The following is a 21,906-nucleotide window of genomic DNA, read 5'->3' as shown; positions in this document are numbered from 1 at the left end:
GCGAAGATACGCTCACTGGCGGTAACGGTGCCGATACTTTCGTGGTGAGTGACGAACGTGCCAACTACACCAGCGACGTTGAAACCGACACCATCTCCGACTTCGTCATCGGCGAAGACAAAATCGCGTTCAATGATTACTTCCACGAACAAATGGATTTCAATGACTTCATCATCACCCAACAAGGAGATGACACCCTTGTGCAGATGTTCCGTGAATACACCTATCGGGACGAACCAGTGACGGCTGACCACGTCAACGTGCTTCTCAAAGGGATAGACGCCACTGACATTAGTGCCAATGACTTTGAGTTCTTTTATTCAGCCTGATAACCATTTCAATGTCTAACCACTCGCCATCCTCCGTTAAAGGGGATGGCGTTTTTCATGTCTATGTATGCCGTCATAACAAACAACACCGACTCGTTAACGGAAAAAAAACAAGTTCAGATTAGTCACATTTTTTATGTGGGAATTTGTGATTCTCTTGAATTCCCATAGGGCGAGTGGAAATATGTCCCGTAGATTAAGGAATTGGGAAAAATTCCCCATGGACAAAAAAACCTTCATCGATACGGTGAATGGACTGGATTCGTTAACATCCGCAGAAGTTGTTATTGCTCAGTATTTTATGAAGCACTACACCATGCTGCCGTTTGCCAAAATCGATGAGCTTTGCAAACAGATTGGCGTGGGAAAAGCCACCCTTGGTCGTTTTTTACAGCATTTGGGATTTAGTGGATTTCTTGAATTCAAAAAGAAGGTTTCAAACGATCTCGCGCAAACACTGACAACCCCAATAGAACGTTATGAAGGCGAACAACACGCCAACAATGATCAAAGCACGTTGGCCAATCATTTCGATGAAGTCATGTCTAACATGACAACAACCCTCTCGTCTCTTTCTGAATCTGACTTTAATCTCGCCATTGATTACATGCAAAACCCTGACGGGAAATTATATGTAATTGGCAGTGCTTCATCGGAAGCCTTGGCAAATTATTTCTATTTACTCGCGCGATATTTACGCAAAGATGTGGTTTGGCTTAAAGCCGATATTTCCACACTGCCTCACCAGCTTATTGATGTTTCAACGAACGACACCTTACTTGCCATTTCGTATCACCGGTTTTCATTAACCACGGTGCGAATCGTGAAATGGTTCCACCAACACGGTGGCCACGTGGTGTTTGTTACCGACCAGCCCGTGAACCCTTTTGTTGCCTACTGCGACGTTCAATTTTCGGTTGAAAGCGCAAGCACCGGATTCTTCAACAATCGTTCCTCAGGCTTCGCACTCATCGAAGCGTTCATAAAAGGACTTTCTCGCCAAAAAGAAAAAAATGATCGATTCAAACGCATAAACAATTTGTTTGACGAATTTAATGTTTTTTAGCGGTTAGTGACTTTCAACGTAAATTAACCACTCAATTTCATTAACAAACGCACGGTATTTATCGCCATTTCTCAACCAAATGGTGAAGGGTTTTTCACGTTCAAAATTCAGAAAACAGCGTCTCCAGTTTCACTTTTTCTCTTTGAATTTAAAGAGTTCACTTTTGATAGTAAGACATGAGGTTTTAAATGATCACACTATTAGCCTTACCGATAATCTTTGGTGTCGGTTACTTCATCGTTAAAAAATACAATACACAAGCCGTGCTGTTCCTTGCGGGTTTATTCATGATTGCATTGGCTGTCATCGATGGCACCACCGACTTTTTGCCGAAAGGCGGTAAGCCAACGGGCTCAATCATTGTCGATTTCTTTGAAGTGATTAAAGTCATTTCATCGTCCACCTTATCGAAGCTTGGCTTGATCATCATGGCCGTGGGCGGTTTCTCAAAATACATGGGGCACATTGGTGCGGCAAACGCGATGGTCAGCATCGCCACCAAACCGCTTTCCCACATCAAAAATCCCTACATGGTATTGGCACTGGCTTACATCATTGGCCAGTTGATCAACATCTTCATTCCTAGTGCCACCGGCCTTGCACTCTTGTTGCTGGTTGCCATGTATCCGGTCTTGGTCGGCGTGGGCTGTAACCCAGCGGCAGCCGCAGCGGTTGTTGCAACCACGGGCTGTTTGGACTTAGGCCCAGCGTCTTCTGCGGCAAACAAAGCCGCGGAAGTATCAGGCATTGATGTTGCTACCTACTTCGCCAGCTACCAGTTCCCTGTAGCCATGGTATCAATGATTGTTATCGCTGCCCTTCACTACTTCAGCCAGCGTTACTTCGACAAGAAAGACGCAGAAAAAGGCGTCACGCACGAATTCAACATTGAAGCGAAAGAGCAACGCGAAGCGCCAAAATGGTTTGCGATTCTGCCTGTGCTGCCTTTGATGCTTCTTTTGACCTTCAGTAAGTTTGCCATCACGACCATTCGCATGGACGTGGTAACAGCCATGTTCATCGCCCTGTTTGTTTCCATGGTGTGTGACTTCATTTACACCCGTGACGGTAAAACCGTTGCTGCCTCTTTGAAGGTGTATTTGGAAGGCATGGGTGCCGTGTTCTCAAGCGTAGTGAGCTTGATCATTTCAGCGCAGGTGTTCGTTGTGGGTCTAACCGCTATCGGCTTTATCGACATGCTGCTTGGCAGTGCTGCAAACCTTGGTTTGGGTTACCTAGCCATGGTGATCATGCTGGTTGCCATCATCGTGCTGGTTACCATGCTGTCGGGTTCAGGCAACGCGTCATTCTTTAGCTTCTCAAACCTCGCACCAGAAGTGGCAGCGCAAGTGGGTACAACTGCTGCGCACGTAGCGATGCCAATGCAACTTGCAGCGGGCTTGATGCGCTCTGCATCACCAGTGGCCGGTGTGGTTATCGCCTGTGCAGGCGTGGCAAACGTTTCGCCTATCGAGCTGGCAAAACGCACCATGATCCCAATGCTAGGCGGCCTTCTGTCCGTGCTCGTGTGTTCACAAGTGCTGATCTAATTCCCTAGAACAACCATCACATGAACACGTGAATTTTTATAGGTTGAGGTGTGTCTCCTAAACAACGTCTAGGCAATGTCTGGGCAGCGTGTGGACGAAACACCCAACCTGTTTTTGTATTTATTCCACGCGATTCACCGAGAAGCGCGTGTCGGAGAACACAATGAATATCGTCGATCGCTTCCTGCAATATACCCGCATAAACACCACCACCAGCCGAGAAAAAGGCGCTGCTGGCATCATGCCGTCTTCTGATGGGCAAATGGTGCTGGCGCAATTGATCGCCAAAGAACTTGAAGCCTTAGGCATGGAAGACATCGTGTTACGCGATACCGCCATCCTAACCGCGACCTTGCCATCCAATATGCCTGTTTCTGCGCAAAGCGCTTCCATTCCGACCGTGTCGTTTTTTGCTCACCTTGATACCAGTGCAGAGCAATCTAACGACACCAAGGCGCAAATTGTGCCTTACAACGGCGGTGATATTTGCTTAAACGCAGAGTTGGATATCATCCTAAAACACGCCGAATTCCCAGAGCTTGCTCAGTATGTGGGTGACGACATCATCGTGACCGACGGCACCAGCTTGCTGGGCGCGGATGACAAGGCGGCCATTGCTGCCATCATGCACGCGTTACAAACACTGAAAGCTAACCCAGATATTCTCCACGGTGACGTGAAAGTGGCCTTCGTACCCGACGAAGAACAAGGTCTGCGCGGCGCGAAGGCCTTCGATGTAGAGAGCTTTGGCGCAGACTTTGGTTACACCTTGGATTGCTGTGGCATTGGCGAATTCGTGTATGAAAACTGGAATGCGGGCGACGCTGTGATCACATTTACAGGTCAATCTGCGCACCCAATGTCAGCCAAAGGAAAACTGAAAAACTCGCTACTGATGGCACACCAATTCATCAGCATGTTGCCAGCAGGTGAAGCACCACAATACACAGAAGGCCGTGAAGGCTATTACTGGGTGAAAGAGATGACGGGCAACAGTGCGAAAACCGTGCTGAAGATGGATATCCGTGATTTCACCAAACAAGGCTACCAAAACCGCATGGCGTTTTTGCAGAACCTGTCTGACAGCTGCGCAGGCCTATGGGGCGAAGGAACGGTATCCATTCACTTGGCAGACCGCTACGAAAACGTGGCAAACAGCTTAGAAGGTGATGCAAGCTTTCCAATCGAGATCGCCAAAGAAGCCTATGCCCGTAACGACATTCAAATGAACGCGATCCCAATGCGCGGCGGTTATGACGGTGCCGTCCTTTCTCAGAAAGGTTTGCCATGCCCTAACATCTTCACTGGCGCACACAACTTCCACTCCATCTACGAATACTTGCCAGTGAAATCGCTGCAAGCCGCCAGTGCCGTGGTGGTAGAGGTGATCAAGATTACAGCGGAACGTCATTCCTAAGTCATTGGCCAGCATCGGGCGCGCTATCGCCCGATGCTTGCGAGTTCCGCATAAAGAAGACAAGAAAATTTAGCGTATGGCATATTCTTAATATAACGCCCGCCGCTTAGGACTTTCGAGGTGTTAGCCTTTCAACCCAAACCACAATCTGCGCTACACGGTCATGAGACAACGAAACCTGCGCCAACCGCGGGGAATCATTCTTCACGCTCACTCTCTGATCAAACACAAGATCTTCGTCCGCTAACGCCGAAACAACGCCCCATTATTCAAAGCAGATCGCTGACGCCTTCACCAAGTTCCATTGCCTTGGCACCTCGCTTTCTGGGTCAGGGAAACGCTAAATCCAACTATGAAAACCAAGCCAATCAGATTGCAAAAACCACTCATCAAACTGCACCCAGCCTCAAGCCAAACGACGGCAATATGCCAAATTCACCGGAACCAAAGCGTCGTCAAACGTCTTTGGGGTCATTAACGTCTGGTGGCATTGATATTCCCACAACAACAAGAAGTTTCTATGAGCCTCGTATGGGGAAAGACCTGAGCGGTGTGAAAATTCATCGTGATCACGCGTCTGAACTCACCACTCGTGCAGTCGGCGCACAGGCGTTTGCGATTGAAAACCACATTTGGCTAAGCTCGCGAGTGAATACCCAACCGAATATCACCCTCGCCCATGAACTTTCTCATGTCATGCAATGGCAAGCAGGCGCTCCGTCCACCCTTCGTGCGGATATTTTCGATAGATCACTCACGCAGCAACTCTTGCCGTCCGATTTTGAAGGGCTGAGCGTCGATATCGTTGAGCGATTAGTAGAAGCACTGGTTGTATACATAGAGAACTTTCCAGAGGGCTCGGTCGATCGCGATGCGTTGCAAGAAAACCTGGACACGGCATCGGAAGCGTTGGCCAGAATGACAACCTCAGAGCCTGAGCCAGAACCCACGCCACAAGAACGTCGAGCAAGAAGGCGACGATTAGAAACCCCTAATCCAGAAACCATGCGACGAGATATTCAGCGCATCATGAATTTGGTGCAGGAAACTCACGTCAGCGATTCAGAAGAAGCCCTCATTTTGGCCATCATAGAGCGCTACGCCACGTCGCGTTATCGATTCGAACTGTTTCTCCGTGCGCTAGACAATCGGCACTACTTCGCAGGTGCATTTGGCGGATACCACTTCCGCAGTGGCATTACCGCCGTGATCCATGAGCTAGAAGATTCGCGCGGTCGACGATTCCGTTATCTTCTTAACAACCGCACCCGACGTTACCGTGATTTTGAAGCACCAGAAGAATTAACTTTCGGACAAAGTTTCTGGACGGATTTATCTGATGGCCAAATCAGAGACCAGATTTTTGCTTACTTCCACGGCATGGGACAAGCGGGCGTAGCGATGGCTCGATCTATGCTCGACCTCGTGAGAGATCCCGTAGGTTTTCTTCGTGGCATCGGGGAATTACCGCAAACCATTGCGACCTTTTGGCGTAATCGACAACAAATACTAAACACCTTCATGGCCGCATCACCGGAAGAACAAGCAAGATATATCGGAAGATTGTTTGGGGAAGCTGAGATTTTTCTCGCCACCATGGGCGCAGGCGGCGCGGCGGCTCCTGCAAGAGCATCGAGCGTGTTAGCCCCTCTTCCTGCACGTGCAGTGGTTGCTTCGAGCCGAGGAGCAGCAGCAATGAGCGGCGGCGGAGCCATGGCCATGGACCTCGGAAGACTTGGGCCATTCGCACAGCAAAGTGCACAAATGGCGGCTCACACCGCGCAACTTGGCAGCGAATCGCGCTCGTTACGTGAAGCGGCGGATGAAGCGGGATCCTCATCCAGCGCATCAGGATCATCATCGTCATCAACACGAAGAAGACCGAGTGCTGAACCAGAAACACCGCCCGATCTCACTCGCGATGAGGCAAGGCGTCTTGAAATATTGGAAGAATTTGCCGACGCGCAGTCTGGTCATCGCCGCCCCGACGTTGTACCTGAAGGCACGAATGCTGTAGGTCAAGGTCGAACAACGATCCCGAGGACTGCGGTAAGAGGTGATGCAAATATGCTTGCTAGAAACCTAGAGCGGACCATGGGAGCAAGGCCACCAGGGCATCATGCCCACCACATTATTCCGAAGAGAATGCAGCAAGCACAACCTGCAAGGGACATTCTAGAACGATTTAATATTAGTATTAACTCTGAGAGAAACGGAGTTTGGCTCTCTGATCTCTTTGAAACAGTCAACATCAATACAGGACAAATTCATTCAAAAATTCACACGGCGAGGCATATTCGATGGGTAAATGAACAACTCATCCAAGCAGCTCACGGAGGAAGAGCCGAAGTTTTAGAGGCCTTAGCAAGTATCCGAAGCCAGATACTGAATGGGAACGTTCCATTATGACCTTCGGGTAAGCGCGTTACGTTTTACAAGTGTCAACTGGCGACATCACTCTCCCAATAACCCATGCCATATCCCGAGAAACAAAACACTCACTTCGTCGCATTTTTAGCCCTGAAAATCGGTTGAGCAAACTCAGTGCGCTAAAAAGAAACCTCTGATCACCACAGAGGTTTTTCATATACCCAAATGACACGAAGCTATAGGTATCAATGTGATTCTCTGGTTTCGTGGTTAAGGGACTCATTTCACCAGAATCAACATCACAAAAAAGCGGAATGAAACATAAAAACAGGCACAGAATGATATCAACCAAACACACATTAAGTGCCCTTTACTCCAAGCATCCAAGAGATTAATACATCAACACAACCCCTAAGATGTAGGATTCAATAACAATATTTAAGTAAACTAGAAGAAATAAACAGCACCTAAGCTCAGCCCTGTATTTTCAATTTCATTGCCAGCAAAGCTTTCAGATTCATATCGAGACACTTCGCCACTCACAATAAAGCCTTCAAATAGATCGTGATATAACCCCAAAGTCACCTTACTGTTCTCATTCACGTTATCAACCGGGTCGCTTGCAGTACGTTTAATATCCGTCAAACCATAATTCACGCCTAAACGTGTTCCGCCAAAGTCATACATGGATTGTAAAAAGTAGCCGCTTGATTCTCTGGCTTCACCTTGTGCGTCATAAGCATCAAAGAATAATCCCGCATTACCAACACCTTCTGATGAGGTATAAGAACCAAACACGCTAAGGTTCTCTAACAGCGTAATTTTCGCCGCCACATCCCAACCCAGCGCATTGTCATTCACATTCTGGTTTTTGACTTTTTGCGTCAGTAACGACGTAGAAACAAAGCCACCATCAAATGCATATTTGAGCTTCCCGTGGTAGCCCGGTGCCGTTGAACCGCTCTCGCCTGTCGTAGAATTCTGCGCGCCTAAAGTGAGAAGATCGAGAGGTTGAAAAACGCCCACGGTAGCGGAGAAAGCACCAGGGATTGGTAAGGTGTAATTAATCATGCTCAAGCGATCAGCAAAAATGTAACCATAGCCAGCAGCGCCCAGGCTAGTATTAAGCGGACTTATCACCACTGCGTGCGCACCCACGCCGAACACTGACATATCATTGAACACAGAATCATTGCCAAATAGCCCAAAGTCTTTACCAATTTTGACGCTACCAATCGTGTCATTTCCCACGTTCATGTACGCACGAAAAGCTTCTTGGGAACTGCCATTGTTAAAAGCCTCGTTGCTCACCGTGCCGCCTTCATAAATGATATGAGCACTGATGTGATAGCCCGACACCTCTCTGGCGACCCCGATATCCAATGCCGCAGGTAAGTAGCCATTGGTCACTGCCGAGGCATCATCACCACTGCAAAGCAATGGATTGCCATTCACGACACTATTACTGTCGTCGCATTGAATATGACTATAAAATCCATTCACATTACCGTTAACACTGAAGATCCAAGAATCTGTTTCAATTTCCACTGCCGATGCGTGGGAAGTAAATAGAAAAAGACCACATGAACCAAGAGTAAACTTAATAAACTTCATTGTTAATTCCATTTGTTTTTCACTGACATTTACACATAGGTAGCCGCCTTCCTTATATTAACAAAGGAAGCTACCCGCTAAAATATACATATATAACCAACAAATACCTACTCGACAAATACCGATTTGATAGAAATCAGGCAGGTGTAAGCCTTGAATATGATCACTCAAACAATTTCATTCTAAAAATATAGAGTGAGAATTAATTATTCAGAATGAAAAAGTAAAACCCAGACTTGTCACATCAATAGATATTTGGAGTTACACAGATAAACAGAGATATTTAATTTCCAGATAATCTTCGATGCCGTAGCGTGAACCTTCGCGACCAAACCCCGAGGCTTTGATGCCCCCAAACGGCGCAACCTCTGTTGAGATCATGCCGGTATTGATGCCGACCATCCCATACTCAAGTTTTTCCGCTACACGCCAAATACGGGAAACGTCTTTGGCATAAAAATACGCCGCAAGGCCAAATTCAGTATCGTTTGCCATGGCGACCACATCATCATCGTCATCAAAGCAAAAAAGCGGGGCGAGCGGACCAAACGTTTCCTCTCGCGCCACGTCCATACAGGATTGCACGTTGGTCAACACTGTCGGCTCAAAGAACGTACCGCCAAGCACATGCCGTTGACCACCCGTGGCAATCACCGCCCCTTGGCTCACTGCGTTCTCAATATGCTTCTCTACTTTCAAAACTGCATTTTCATTGATGAGAGGCCCTGTGGTGACACCGTCATCGGTGCCCTTTCCAACCTGCAGCTTTTTCACGGCTGCCGTCAGTTTCTCAGCAAACGCGTCGTAGACACCGAGCTGAACATAAATTCGGTTCGCACAGACACAGGTTTGTCCCGCATTACGAAACTTGGATAACATCGCTCCTTCTACCGCCGCGTCAAGATCCGCATCATCAAACACGATAAACGGCGCATTGCCTCCCAGCTCCATGGAGAGTTTTTTCACCGTTGGCGCACTCTGCGACATCAAGGTAACCCCTGTTGCGGTTGAGCCAGTGAACGATAACTTTCGCACAACTGGGCTTTCGCAAATTTCCGCCCCTATTTCTCGCGGATCGCCTGTAACAACGTTAAACACACCAGCAGGTACGCCCGCCCATTCCGCAAGTTGTGCCAAGGCAAACGCAGATAGCGGTGTTTGCTCTGCGGGTTTCACCACCATTGAGCAACCCGCTGCCAAGGCTGGTGCGACTTTTCGCGCTATCATTGCCGCAGGAAAATTCCATGGCGTAATGGCAGCCGTCACCCCTATTGGCTGCTTAATCACGGTTAGACGCTTATCGCTTTGGTGTCCCGGAATGGTATCGCCATAAATACGCTTTCCCTCTTCGGCAAACCACTCTATGTAGGACGCGGCATACGCAATTTCACCTTTCGCTTCAGCAAGCGGCTTGCCCTGTTCAGCAGTGAGTATCTCAGCAAGATCGTCTTGATGTTCCAACATCAAATCAAACCAACGTCGCAATACCATTGAGCGCTCTTTGGCGGTTTTGTTTTGCCAAATTACCAAGGCTTTTTCTGCGGCGCGAATGGCTTGTTGTGTTTCTTGTCGCCCCATGCGCGGCACATTCACCAGTACTTCACCTGTCGCTGGATTCAAGACAGGAAACGTGAGGCCACTGATTGAATCGCACCAATCACCGTCAATGTAAGCTCGCTGTTTGAGCAATCGGTGATCCGTTAACTTCATACTTCCTCCTTTTCCACGAACTCCGCCAAAAGCGCAGATTCAAGGATGTCGAGGCCTTTCATTAACTTGGTGTCTTCAATGGTGAGCGGAGGAAGCAATCGAATCGTGTTACCCCAATATCCACAAGACAGTAGCAACAAACCTTGCTCTCGCGCTTGTACCACCAAACGTCCAATTAGCTCCGGTGCAGACGTTTGACCATCCGCCTCAACCAGCTCAAACGCGGACATCGCGCCCAAACCTCGAACATCACCTATCGGCAATGAAGGGCAAGTTGTTTTTAGCTTGGTCAGTCGTTGCCTGATGATCTCGCCAATGTGTTCACTGCGTTTACATAGGTCCAGTCGTTCAATCTCATCTAACACCGCATGTGCTGCTGCACAACCAATTGGACTGCCACCATAAGTACCGCCTAAACCACCAGGTCCTGGGCTGTCCATGATCTCGCGTTTACCAACAACCCCTGACAGTGGAAAACCACCCGCCAACGCTTTCGCTACCGTGATCAAATCTGGCTTCACGCTAAAATGGTCGCTGGCAAACAGTTTTCCTGTTCGACCAAACCCTGTCTGTATTTCATCAAAAATAAGCACAATACCGTGCAGGTCACAGATGTCGCGAAGCGCTGTCATCAGAGCTTCTGGGGCTTGATAAAAGCCACCTTCACCCTGAACCGGCTCGAGAATAATTGCCGCGACTTTGGTAGCTTCAATGTCGGTTTTAAAGAGTTTGTTGAGTGCTGTCAGACTCTCTTCTACGGTGACACCATGCACTTCTACCGGAAATGGAACGTGATAAATATCGTTAGGGAACGGGCCAAAACCTGATTTATATGGGAGGATTTTTCCTGTCAGCCCCATGGTCAGTAAAGAGCGACCATGAAATCCGCCTGTGAACGAAATCACGCCACTTCTTCCAGTGTAATGACGCGCGATTTTCACGGCATTTTCTACCGCCTCCGCACCCGTACTAAACAATACTGATTTGGCATCTTGCGTGGGCGCAGCCTGATTTAGCCTTTCACACAACGAGATATAAGTTTCATACGGCGACACCTGAAATGCCGTGTGACTGAAGCGCATCATTTGGTCGGCAACCGCCTGATTTAAGGCAACGTTACAGTGCCCTGTATTGGTCACAGCAATGCCAGCCGTGAAATCAATGAAGTGTTTTCCTTCCACATCCCACAGCTCCGCATTCTCTGCGCGAGCGGCAAATACTGGATGCGCAGACGCAACTCCCCGTGCCACAGCCGCTTCACGCCGCTGTAGCAATTGTTGATTTGTGGTCATGATGACTCCTGTCAGATAAGTATTTCGCGGATTTTTTGAAAGTTCAGTTGATAGTCTCGTCGGGCAGAAAGCGCTTGTTCCATCGACACAGATTCAAAACGGGCTTTGGTGTTCGGCTGCATTTGCCCAATCAAATCCAGATCGGAAGAAATGACTGTCCCGACCATGAAGTAACCGCCGCCTGAGACGGCGTCTCGATGCAAGATAATGGGCTCAGTCCCACCCGGTACTTGAATCGACCCATAGGGGTAGCACCCATCAACAATGTTGGACGGGTCAGAGCCTGCACCAAAGGACTGCTCACGCTCCACGAACGCTAGCGGAGTTCCCCCTTTGAAACGATATCCAATGCGATCAGCTTCAGGCGCCACCGTCCAAGAGTCATTAAAAAACTGCTCACCAGAGGCCTCAGTAATTCGATGCCAATACAAGCCCGGCAAGACTCTTAACGTTTGCTCACTTGGAATTTGTCGACGCAAATGTTCAGGGAGTTGAGCACCCGCGGTTTGGCTGAAAGACGTGCTATCACCGACAGGCAGAGAGTCATCTTTTGCAAGAAGTCTTCCCTGAAATCCGCCAAGCGCCCCCAAGGTGTAAGTCGAACGGCTGCCCAGAACCACGGGAACATCAATGCCTCCTGAGATGGCGATATAGATACGCGCGCCGGATTTAAGGTGGCTAAAGGACAGCGTTTGCCCTGCCAAAACATCAAAGCTCGCCCATGTTTCCTGCGCCACACCATCAACCAATGGCGTCATATCGCCGCCTGTCACGGCAACAACACTGTTTTTTTCAAATTGGAGTGTTGGTCCAACGAAAACTGCTTCCAAACACGCTGCATCTTCAGGGTTACCCACCAACAAATTCGCACAGCGAAGAGACAGGTGATCCATGGCACCAGAGACCGGAATACCCAAATGGAAATACCCGGGTCGACCTAAATCTTGTACCGAGGTCGCCAGACCTGGGTTGAGCACATTAACCGCCATGACACACCTCCAACAAAGAACGGTTGTAAGCGGGCATATCCGCTTCGAATTCATCGAGAGAAAAACGTACAGAGTGGATATTTGGCTGGTAAGTACCGCCTTCAACCGCTGCTGTTATTCTGTCGAATTCCGCATGATCAACGGGGACGAATTTAATGATGTCACCCGGCTTAAAGAACACCATGAAGTCATTCAGGTAGCTGATCTGTTGGCTAGGGTCGAAGATGGTCAATGGCGTCACGCCAAACATTTGATAACCACCCGCGCCTCGCACTGAATAGATACAACTGAAGCAACCGCCATACCCTACGGTGTGTTTTGGCGTGTCAGTGCGGGGACGCAGATACTTCGGCACTTGGATCTGTTTCTCTCTTTCAACCATCTGATACATAAATGGAAGACCAGAGACAAACCCCACCATGGTGACAAACCAAGGCGACCCGCAGTGCGCATCTATAAATGCATCCACAGATTCGTACCCATTGATTTGCGCGGCAAACTCCAAATCGGTTTTGTCCGGTGTTTGGTGACGTTCTCTAAAACGCATGAGGGTTTCTTGCGTCCAAGGGTCTTGGTAGAAAACAGGCACTTCGATAATGCGCGTATCAATGGCCTTTTCGTCTTCACCCGCCGCTTGCTCGATGTCTTTCATCACTGCGAGTATTTCGTCCGGAGAAATGACATCAGGGTTAAACTTGATTTGGAATGAGGCGTTCGCCGGACATATTTCAACCACACCATTCAACGACATTTTCTTCAACGTCTCTGTCATCGATAAGGCTTTAAAGAACGCCGCCAGCGACATTTCCTCATCCACCTCAACAAAGAGATGTTCATCACCACCAAAGGAATAACGATTCTTCATTCCTAAGCCCTCATCGTATGCGCAGGCAATGCGTCTTGCTCATCATCAGTCGTTGCGTCGTCTGTCACTGCATCGTCAAGAATATCGCTGTCGTCTAGCATTTCACCGTAGTTGCTCAACCAACCTTCCAACCATTTGGTATCAAATCGCCCAGCTTGAACATCTGGGTCTCGTGACAATGCAACAAACAAAGGCTTCGTGGTTTTTACGCCACCAATGGATAACTCAGTCAGAGCACGGTCAAGACGCGCAATCGCTTTATCTCTGTCCGTGTCCCAAACAATGAGCTTTCCTAGCAAGGAATCATAAAACGGTGAAATCGCATAGCCGGGATAGAGCAAGCTATCGAAACGCACACCGGGGCCTTGAGGAATTGAGAGGTTTTCAACCTTGCCTGGAAACGGCATAAAGTCTTTCGTCGGATCTTCCGCATTGATGCGAACTTCAATGGCATGACCTTTAATCGCCAGCTCATCTTGCGTGAACGGTAAAGGGTTCCCATCCGCCACAAGAATCATTTCTCTGACAAGATCAACGCCAGTGATCCACTCTGTTGCAGGGTGTTCAACTTGAATACGCGTATTCATTTCAATGAAATAGAATTCGCCGTTCTTTTCGTTGTACAAGTACTCGACCGTTCCTGCACCACAGTAGCCAACTGACTCTGCCAATGCCGCAGCTGCCTTACCCATCTCAGCGCGAACAGAGGGTGACAGCACGGCGCTCGGCGCTTCTTCCCACACTTTCTGTCGACGGCGCTGAAGGGAGCACTCTCGCTCGAACAAATGCACCGCGCGCTTTCCGTCAGCCAACAGTTGGAACTCAATATGACGGGAGCCTGTGATCAACTTTTCAACATATAAACCGCCATCGCCAAATGCTGCTGCCGCTTCTGCTTGAGCGGGGTGGAATTGTTCTGCTAATTCATCTAGAGATTTTGCAATACGAATGCCACGACCGCCGCCGCCTGCCGATGCCTTGATCATCACGGGATAGCCAATTTCTGCAGCCACAGCAGTGGCGACATCGAGTGATTCGACTCGTCCATCGCTACCCGGAACGGTGGGGACGCCCGCCTGTTTAGCTGTTTGCTTCGCGGTGGCTTTGTCACCCATTTTTCGCATGATGAGGCCAGAGGGTCCCACGAAAATCATGCCAGCTTTCACTACCGCATCAGCAAACTCTGCGTTTTCGGATAGAAAACCGTAACCGGGATGAATCGCATCCACTTTCTCTTTTTTCGCAACCGTCATAATGGCGTCAATGTTCAGGTACGACTTTGCCGCTTTAGGTGGACCAATACACACCGCTTTATCCGCCAATTTTACGGCAAGAGAATCCACATCGGCCTCGCTATAGACCTGCACAGATTCGATGCCTAATTCTCGTGCTGCCCGAATGATCCGAACGGCAATTTCGCCTCGGTTTGCAACAAGCATCCTTTTAATAGCCACGCTGGCCTCCTTACTTCATTCATGTGTCTTTTCAATTGATGGTTTATTGGCAAACTCAACGCGTCTAACGCTCAAGTTTGACCAGAGGCTGCCCAGCCATCACTGGGTCTTCGTTCTCGATAAGAAAAGCGTCAATCTTTCCCCCCACCTCAGCACGTACTTCGTGGAATGACTTCATCACCTCCACGACGCCAATCACACTTCCTGCTTTGATAGTGTCCCCAACCTCGCAGTAGTTCGGTTGGTCAGGCGAAGGGGTACGGTAAAAAATGCCTGGTAGTGGAGAAACAATCACTGATTTGTCCATAAACAACTCCTTGTTTGGGTTGATGTCTTAATAGTTTTTACTGCGTATGTTCCTGAGAAGGCGATACCACGCGATCGCCCAATTTCGCTCTTACCGCCCGTGCAACGTCCGCGGCATTAGGTGTGTCTGAGTGAACGCAAATCGTATTCACGGTGGCGTTTACCCAATTGCCGTTAACGGTTTTAACCTTGCCTTCATCCACCGCCCGAAGACATTTCTCCGCGGCTTCATCTGGGTCTGTGTGAGGGTGATTTCGCGTAATGATCAATCCACCGTTTTCGTCATAATCAAGGTCAGCATAAAACTCAGGCACGAAGGTGACCCCTCTGTCGGTATACACCTGCTCATGGCACGTTCCCGCCAATCCAAACACAGGGACTTGATAGTGAAGCGCCACATCTGCAATGGCATTCGCAATGTCTGACTGTCTTGCCGCCATGCCATAAAGTGCGCCATGTGGTTTAAGGTGATTCAAGGGAACGCCCGCCATATCGAGGAAACTTTTCAGCGCACCGACCTGATACACAATCACGTTAAAAAGCTCATCCCTTTCCATTTTCATTTCACGTCGCCCAAACCCTTGTAAGTCCGGTAAAGAGAAATGTGCGCCGACACGAATGTTGTATTTTTTCGCCAACGCCACCGTCGCCTGCATATGATTCGGATCGGATGCGTGGAAACCGCAGGCGATGTTCGCTTCCGTGATGTAGGGCATTAGCGCCTCATCATCACCCAACTTCCAAATGCCGTAGCTTTCACCCATGTCGCTATTAATGTTAATCATTGACTCTCTATCTCCTGCTCGCAAAAAATGCATTGCCACTTTGCTGCTCATACCGACACGATTAATCTTTGTGAAGGCTTTGCATCATGCGTAAACGTACCTGTTCAACTACCACGGCAAATATCAATAGACCCCCAATCACAACCGTTTGAAGATAAGATTCAACACGCGCCAGATTCATGCCGTTTTGCACAAGCCCAATAAAAATCGCCCCTAACACCACATTCCCTAGGCGGCCTACGCCACCACGCAAACTCACCCCAGCAATGACACACGCAGCGATCGATTCCAGCGGCATCGCTGAACCAATATTCGCTTCGCCAGTATCAAGGCGCGCCGTCAACAACATGCCAGACAGTGCCGCGAAACCCGCGCAAATGGTGTACGCAAAAAACAAAGTTCTCTTTGTGTTAATACCCGACAAACGCGCCGCTTTGATATTGCCGCCAACGGCATAGAAATAACGCCCCAGTCGAGTTCGATTAACCAAGATAGCGGCGAGAGAAATCGCAACAGCCGCCACGCATACTGGTGCGGGAATACCCCAGAAACTGCCAAAGCCGAATAAATCACCAAACGCCTGCGGCATGCCGTAAACCGGTGTGCCTCCTGTGAGGTATAACGCCGCACCAAAGCCGACAGACGCCATGCCTAACGTCATCATGAATGGTGATACTCCCAACACAGCCACGCCCACACCATTCACTACGCCAATAGTCATGCCTGCCAACATGCCGGCCATCAGCCCTATCGCGATACACAGCCAAACCATGTCAGGCATAGCGGCATAACTGGCGGCCATCGCTGTAGCCCCCACCACGGATGACAGGGCGATCATGGTGCCCACGGACAAATCAAACCCGCCCGTCAGTAACACCACCATTTGTCCTACCGCCACCAAGGTGAGATAGGAAGACTGGCGCACAACGTTAAGTAGATTGCGTACCGTGAGAAAGTTGTCTGACACCGAGGCAAAAATGGCCACCGCAGCGATTAGGAGAAAAGGTAAAACCCCAAGGGTGACAAACCATTTCTTTGCAAAATACTTCATGTTGTTCATTGGTTTTCCTTGCCCTATCTCGACGCGTTCATTTCCCGCCGATGCGTTGTTTTCTATGTTCATGCTCTTCACTTCCTGTCTGCCAATCTGTCTATCTCGGGCTCAACGTATAGAGTGCTCACTCGCCGCACCTTCGGCCTCTTCTCGATGAAAGAAATGACCCAAAATATTCTGCTCAGTGATGTCATTACCCGTAAAATGCGCTTTGATTTCGCCTTCATGCATCACATATGCGCGATGGGTTAAGTTAAGGATTTCAGGCAAGTCGGAAGAGATAATCACAACCGCTGCGCCTTGCTCACATAACTCGCCAATAAAGGCGTAGATCTCTGAACGCGTGGAGACATCAACACCCACCGTTGGCTCATCGAAGATATACAGCGACACGCCACGAGTAAGGCATTTCGCCAGCAGCACTTTCTGTTGATTACCACCACTGAACTGCGAGACATCCCTCTCGGTATCCATCGGGTAGAGGCGTAAGCGTGATGCCAAGTGTTCGGCGATATTTTTCTCATGGCGACGATTCACCAAGTGACCCGACGCTTTAAACGGCGTGGTATCCAGCGACGCAAGGCCAATGTTTTCCCTGCCGCTGCGCACCATCATCAAGCCTTCTTCCTTACGGTCTCGAGAGTTATAAAACATGCCCATTTCCAGCATTTCCCGAGGCGAAAACCCCGTGACGTTTTCACCGTAAAAAGTGATTTGACCCGACTCGATCGTTTCGATACCAAAGCACGCTCTCAGGGCTTCAGATTTTCCACACCCGACTAACCCAGCGAATCCAACCACTTCACCTTCCGCGACACTAAACGTGGCTTTTTGAACCACGCCATCGGATGTGCGAAGGTCTGACACCTGCAAAACGGTGTCCCTTCGGTTGCACGGAATGTTTGGGTAGAGCTGGGAAATGACTCTCCCTGTCATCATTTCCACCAGCTCGTCGTCCGTCACTTCCTCGGCATTAACCGTCCCAATGTGTTTTCCATCGCGCAATACAGAGATACGGTCAGCAATGCGGTGAATTTCCGCCATTCGGTGCGTGATATAGAAAATGCCGACGCCTTTCGCTTTGAGTTCATCGACAAGTTCAAAGAGTTGTTCGGTTTCCTTTTCCGTCAATGACGCCGTCGGCTCATCCAGAATCAATGCCGACACGTCACTGCGCAACGCTTTGGCAATCTCGACCATTTGCTGACCTGCACGCGAAAGCTGTCCGACGATTTGTGTTGGCGACAAATCAAAATCAAATTTCTCCAGCTCTTTCTCGACTTGCTGCTGACTGGTCGCTTGGTCGATCAATCGCCATTTAACAGGCTCATCGCCTAACAATAAGTTTTCCCCTACTGTCAGCGATTCAACCAAAGAGAACTCCTGAAATACGGCACTGATCCCGTTCAAGCGAGCGTCGTACACCGAGTTGAAACGCACTGGCTCACCGTTAAATATCAGTTGTCCACTGGAAGGAGGCATTACACCCGCCACCATGGAAATCAGTGTGGATTTACCCGCGCCGTTCTCGCCGAACAGCACGTGTACCTCGCCAGGCTCCAGGGTTAGGCTGACATCATCCAATGCCAGCACACCTGGGTATTGCTTAGAGACATGCTCCAGCCGAAGCAACTCACCCATGATCAGAACTCCTTTTACTGATCGACGGAGAACGTCGGTCTATAGCCATCAGGCGCAAGCGATGTCGTTTTTTCGAAGTCATGGATGTTGCTGTCGTCGATGACATACAACTTGGGACCAACATGTTTTAGGTAGGGTTTACCTTCGAGAATGCGAACAGCCTGATCGATAGCGATTCGGCCTTGGATAACGGAGGAGTCTGTCGGTGCAGCGAGGATTTGACCGCGACGAATACCTTGGTAAACACCGGGTGTGAAGTAGTAAGAAACGATATTAATGTCATCAGAAAGACCACGAGCACGAAGCAAGCCCGTAGCGGCTTCCGCGGTGACCGCAGTGCCGACGATATATTTAAGATCGGGATGGGCTTCAAGTGTATCTTCAACTAGCTTGAGTTGAACCTCTTTACCCGTATCGCCATATTTGGTCTCAACCAGCTCGATAGCACTGCCCAGAATGGCTTTTTGAAAACCCGAGTTGCCCGCTTCTACCCAGCCAGCGCCAGGAGGCCCCGGAAACCACGCCACTTTGACAGGGGCTGATCCTGCGGGGTGGCGTGCTGCAATGTACTCTCCTGCTTTGAATCCCATTTCACCGAAAGAAACTAGGGACTTAGCGTGTATATCGGATGAAGACATTCCGTTAACAATGTCGATAACAGGAATATTCTTTTCCGCGAGCGTACCAACAAGGTTATTCAGACCATCAAAAGAAATTGCCCCAATAACCACCGCTTCAGCACCAGAGGAAACACAATCTTCAATTTGTGAAATTTGATTATTTAGCTTGGTATAACCACCCGCTTCAACCAATTGCACCTTCACACCCAGACGACGCGCTTCGTCAATCACGCCGTAATTAACAGATGTCCAATAGGCGTCCTTCAAGTGAGGAAAAGAGACACAGATATCCCATGCGGTAGCGGCAGATTCAAGCGGTGCATAGTTTTCGGCAAGCCTTGGACTTTCCATATCAAACGCGGGCTTCCAGACTTCAACAGGGTATGGAAACCAATTATCTGCGTTGGCAATTCCGACATGGGTAAACAACAGACCCGCTGATAAACACGTGCCACTTACTATACGAAAGAGAGATTTCCTGTTCATAACATCCATCCATTTATTAACGAAAAAGTTCAGCTTGTCATTTCTCGTGAGACTCGCATCAAACGTTAAATAGATGTTATTATTTCGATATTGATATGTATAATTCTAAGAATTGAAAAGCTTTATTGTTTTTTTAGATACCTATACATCACGAATGAAAAATTAGACTTTCAAGTTATTATCATAAATATCAATGATTAAATGGAATATTGGACGTCAATCATTCGATCTATTAAAAAATGAGATATTAAATTTTTGGAATTATTAAGAGGATTTTTCAGAAATGATGCCCACACTACGCCAAATTCGATATTTTATTGCCACTGCTAACACCGGTCAGGTGTCACAAGCTGCGATGGATTTGAACGTTTCTCAGTCCGCCATAACAACATCGCTCAAATCCCTAGAAGAAATGCTAGATACCTCATTATTCACTCGGCACTCCCAAGGTATGGCACTCACTTATGAGGGGAATCAGTTCCTTCAACATGCGCTCTACATCATGTCTGCTGTAGAAGAGGCAATGAGGATACCTAGTCGCAGCCACGAAAAAATCGTGGGGAAAATACGCATTGCGATGTCTTACACCGTGGCGGGATATTTCGCACCACCTTACCTTGTCAGGTTTCAACGAAGTTTTCCCCAAGTTGAAATTCAACTGTTTGAAGCGCAGCGAGAGCAAATAGAAGAAGGACTGGCATCGGGGCAATACGATTTAGCTATGATGCTAACGTCAAATCTGGTCAATCAGGAGGACATTGCGTTTGAAGTGTTGCTCAGCTCAAGGCGACGCCTCTGGCTTGGAACCAATCACCCTTTGCGCCAAAAAAAACACATCTCCTTGCAGGATGTGGCGGAAGAACCCTACATCATGTTGGCTGTCGATGAAGCCAGCAACACGGCGCAACGCTATTGGAATCAGACGTCATATCGACCCAATGTCGTGTTTCGCACTTCTTCCGTAGAGGCAGTGCGAAGCATGGTTGCCAATGGCTATGGGGTTTCCATTCTTTCAGACATGGTTTACCGACCTTGGTCGCTTGAAGGTCGACGTGTTGAAGTGCACACACTCGAGGATTCCGTTCCCGGTATGGATGTGGGAATAGCGTGGAACAAGAAAAAAGAACTGAGTTCCGCCGAAGCAGCGTTCTGTGAGTTCATTCGTCTTACTGTTGTCGCGGGTATCAACTCCTAACACTCAGTGTTAACCAAACAGCAGCCCCAGCAATCGCAAAAAGGCCCATTTGATCGCATTTTTTCGTTTGCAAATTAGATAGGCAAACGTAATGCGATAAAAACAGGACGTAAAGTAAAAATCGTAGGGTTGCTCTATACCCAGCGGGTTAGCGCATTCGAATTTCATGGTAGGAAAGTTAAATGGAAGTATCTCTGCGGCGTATTGAGTCGAAATCTAGGTATATATTGGAGAATTTGTTCCCCTACTATGTGTATGACATGTCTGAATGTATGCATTTAAGCCCTAACCAAAATGGTTTGTATTCGTTCGACTCGGACACGCTTAATCCATATTGGACTCACTCTGATCATGTGCCGTATTTCATAAATGTTGGATCTGAACTCGCAGGCTTTGCTTTGGTTCGAAAGTATCCCGCGAACAGAGAGTTTTTTGATATCGACCAGTTCTTCGTGTTGCGAAAATTCAAAGGGCAAGGCGTTGGGAAAAAAGCGTTTCAAGCACTATTAGAAAATCACTCGGGGCAATGGCAAATCCGAGTGTTAAAGGAAAACAAAGCAGCACTGCGTTTTTGGCAGTCCGCAGTCAATCACAGCGTTGGAAACCGGTATGAAGCAACGCTAGATATTGATATCGACCTAGAAATGCACTTCATCCGTTTCCAAAACATTGTCGAAGAGACTAAACATGCTTAATTACGGCAAATCACATCAAGAGCAAGTCAAATGGAACTGATTCAATTACAAACCACGGATGATCTATACAAAGAGGCTCTCGAATTGCGTTATGACCTTTTCTTCCGTGAGCCGAAACTGCCTCCCAGCATCCTCTTCGATTCGCTCGAAGCGCAGAGCTTTCACTTGGCGATGGCGAATGAAGACGGTTTGCTTGCCTACGGTCGATTGAGTGAAGTGCAACCGAATGAATTTAAGATATCCCAAATGGTGGTTCGCCCTGACAGGCAAGGCAAAGGGCTGGGTTCTGCGGTGCTGAGTGAACTCATACAGATCGCGACGAAACATAACGCCACAGCAATCAGCCTCAACGCTCGATTACATGCAGTGCCGATGTACGAGAAATACGGGTTCGAAACAGTTGGCGACACCTTCATCGCCGCCAGCACTGGGGTTCCACATACAAAAATGCTGAAGCACTGCTAGTGA

Annotated in this window: 18 protein-coding genes and 1 pseudogene; 8 read left to right on the top strand and 11 right to left on the bottom strand. The window is 48.6% G+C overall.

Annotation, left to right across the window (positions count from 1 at the left end):
* From Q365_RS26920 to Q365_RS0121725, 5 genes and pseudogenes are all read left to right on the top strand, one after another.
* Nucleotides 1-329, top strand: a pseudogene (locus Q365_RS26920) (calcium-binding protein); the annotation flags it as partial.
* A gap of 220 nt (nucleotides 330-549) precedes the next feature.
* On the top strand, nucleotides 550-1,395 hold the full coding sequence (locus tag Q365_RS0121740) for a MurR/RpiR family transcriptional regulator (RefSeq protein ID WP_028025340.1): 846 nt from the start codon (nucleotides 550-552) through the stop codon (nucleotides 1,393-1,395).
* A 188-nt stretch (nucleotides 1,396-1,583) separates the two neighbouring features.
* Nucleotides 1,584-2,945: a C4-dicarboxylate transporter DcuC gene (dcuC, locus tag Q365_RS0121735; RefSeq protein WP_028025339.1), complete on the top strand. Its 1,362-nt coding sequence runs from the start codon at nucleotides 1,584-1,586 to the stop codon at nucleotides 2,943-2,945.
* Nucleotides 2,946-3,108: 163 nt separating this feature from the next.
* Nucleotides 3,109-4,362: a peptidase T gene (pepT, locus tag Q365_RS0121730; protein ID WP_028025338.1), complete on the top strand. Its 1,254-nt coding sequence runs from the start codon at nucleotides 3,109-3,111 to the stop codon at nucleotides 4,360-4,362.
* Nucleotides 4,363-4,482: 120 nt separating this feature from the next.
* The gene (locus Q365_RS0121725) at nucleotides 4,483-6,771 is read left to right on the top strand and encodes an eCIS core domain-containing protein (protein ID WP_245621597.1); all 2,289 of its coding nucleotides are present in this window, start codon (nucleotides 4,483-4,485) and stop codon (nucleotides 6,769-6,771) included.
* 408 nt (nucleotides 6,772-7,179) lie between these two features.
* Here Q365_RS0121725 and Q365_RS0121720 read toward each other — a convergent pair whose 3' ends face one another.
* From Q365_RS0121720 to torT, 11 genes are all read right to left on the bottom strand, one after another.
* On the bottom strand, nucleotides 7,180-8,346 hold the full coding sequence (locus tag Q365_RS0121720; protein ID WP_035025563.1) for a porin family protein: 1,167 nt from the start codon (nucleotides 8,344-8,346) through the stop codon (nucleotides 7,180-7,182).
* A gap of 261 nt (nucleotides 8,347-8,607) precedes the next feature.
* Complete coding sequence (gene gabD, locus Q365_RS0121715; protein WP_028025335.1) at nucleotides 8,608-10,056, bottom strand: NADP-dependent succinate-semialdehyde dehydrogenase; 1,449 nt, start codon at nucleotides 10,054-10,056, stop codon at nucleotides 8,608-8,610.
* Nucleotides 10,053-11,348: a 4-aminobutyrate--2-oxoglutarate transaminase gene (gene gabT, locus Q365_RS0121710; RefSeq protein ID WP_028025334.1), complete on the bottom strand. Its 1,296-nt coding sequence runs from the start codon at nucleotides 11,346-11,348 to the stop codon at nucleotides 10,053-10,055. The genes gabD and gabT overlap by 4 nt, the downstream gene beginning before the upstream one ends.
* Before the next feature lie 11 nt (nucleotides 11,349-11,359).
* Nucleotides 11,360-12,337: a 5-oxoprolinase subunit C family protein gene (locus Q365_RS0121705; protein WP_028025333.1), complete on the bottom strand. Its 978-nt coding sequence runs from the start codon at nucleotides 12,335-12,337 to the stop codon at nucleotides 11,360-11,362.
* The gene (locus Q365_RS0121700; protein ID WP_028025332.1) at nucleotides 12,327-13,202 is read right to left on the bottom strand and encodes a 5-oxoprolinase subunit B family protein; all 876 of its coding nucleotides are present in this window, start codon (nucleotides 13,200-13,202) and stop codon (nucleotides 12,327-12,329) included. Before Q365_RS0121700 ends, Q365_RS0121705 begins: the two co-directional genes overlap by 11 nt.
* 2 nt (nucleotides 13,203-13,204) lie before the next feature.
* Complete coding sequence (locus Q365_RS25960; RefSeq protein WP_081796358.1) at nucleotides 13,205-14,641, bottom strand: acetyl-CoA carboxylase biotin carboxylase subunit; 1,437 nt, start codon at nucleotides 14,639-14,641, stop codon at nucleotides 13,205-13,207.
* A gap of 79 nt (nucleotides 14,642-14,720) precedes the next feature.
* On the bottom strand, nucleotides 14,721-14,963 hold the full coding sequence (locus Q365_RS0121690) for an acetyl-CoA carboxylase (protein ID WP_028025331.1): 243 nt from the start codon (nucleotides 14,961-14,963) through the stop codon (nucleotides 14,721-14,723).
* Nucleotides 14,964-15,000: 37 nt separating this feature from the next.
* The gene (pxpA, locus tag Q365_RS0121685) at nucleotides 15,001-15,747 is read right to left on the bottom strand and encodes a 5-oxoprolinase subunit PxpA (protein ID WP_028025330.1); all 747 of its coding nucleotides are present in this window, start codon (nucleotides 15,745-15,747) and stop codon (nucleotides 15,001-15,003) included.
* 61 nt (nucleotides 15,748-15,808) lie between these two features.
* Nucleotides 15,809-16,870 (bottom strand): ABC transporter permease, encoded by a 1,062-nt coding sequence (locus Q365_RS0121680; protein ID WP_028025329.1) that lies wholly within the window; start codon nucleotides 16,868-16,870, stop codon nucleotides 15,809-15,811.
* Nucleotides 16,871-16,909: 39 nt separating this feature from the next.
* Nucleotides 16,910-18,442: a sugar ABC transporter ATP-binding protein gene (locus Q365_RS25955; protein ID WP_035025559.1), complete on the bottom strand. Its 1,533-nt coding sequence runs from the start codon at nucleotides 18,440-18,442 to the stop codon at nucleotides 16,910-16,912.
* A gap of 14 nt (nucleotides 18,443-18,456) precedes the next feature.
* Nucleotides 18,457-19,548 (bottom strand): TMAO reductase system periplasmic protein TorT, encoded by a 1,092-nt coding sequence (gene torT, locus Q365_RS0121670; protein WP_155859036.1) that lies wholly within the window; start codon nucleotides 19,546-19,548, stop codon nucleotides 18,457-18,459.
* Nucleotides 19,549-19,831: 283 nt separating this feature from the next.
* Here torT and Q365_RS0121665 point away from each other — a divergent pair, with 283 nt between their 5' ends.
* From Q365_RS0121665 to Q365_RS0121655, 3 genes are all read left to right on the top strand, one after another.
* Complete coding sequence (locus tag Q365_RS0121665; RefSeq protein WP_028025327.1) at nucleotides 19,832-20,743, top strand: LysR family transcriptional regulator; 912 nt, start codon at nucleotides 19,832-19,834, stop codon at nucleotides 20,741-20,743.
* 182 nt (nucleotides 20,744-20,925) lie between these two features.
* Nucleotides 20,926-21,438 carry a GNAT family N-acetyltransferase gene (locus tag Q365_RS0121660; protein WP_028025326.1) on the top strand — a complete coding sequence of 171 codons (513 nt, stop codon included), beginning with the start codon at nucleotides 20,926-20,928 and terminating at the stop codon, nucleotides 21,436-21,438.
* Between the two features lie 30 nt (nucleotides 21,439-21,468).
* Nucleotides 21,469-21,903 carry a GNAT family N-acetyltransferase gene (locus Q365_RS0121655; protein WP_028025325.1) on the top strand — a complete coding sequence of 145 codons (435 nt, stop codon included), beginning with the start codon at nucleotides 21,469-21,471 and terminating at the stop codon, nucleotides 21,901-21,903.
* Nucleotides 21,904-21,906 lie beyond the last annotated feature (3 nt).

This window comes from Enterovibrio calviensis DSM 14347 (genome assembly GCF_000621165.1).
In the GTDB taxonomy this organism is placed as follows: domain Bacteria; phylum Pseudomonadota; class Gammaproteobacteria; order Enterobacterales; family Vibrionaceae; genus Enterovibrio; species Enterovibrio calviensis.
Note: the sequence above shows the minus strand (reverse complement) of the source record. Positions and strands in the feature narration are given on the sequence as shown.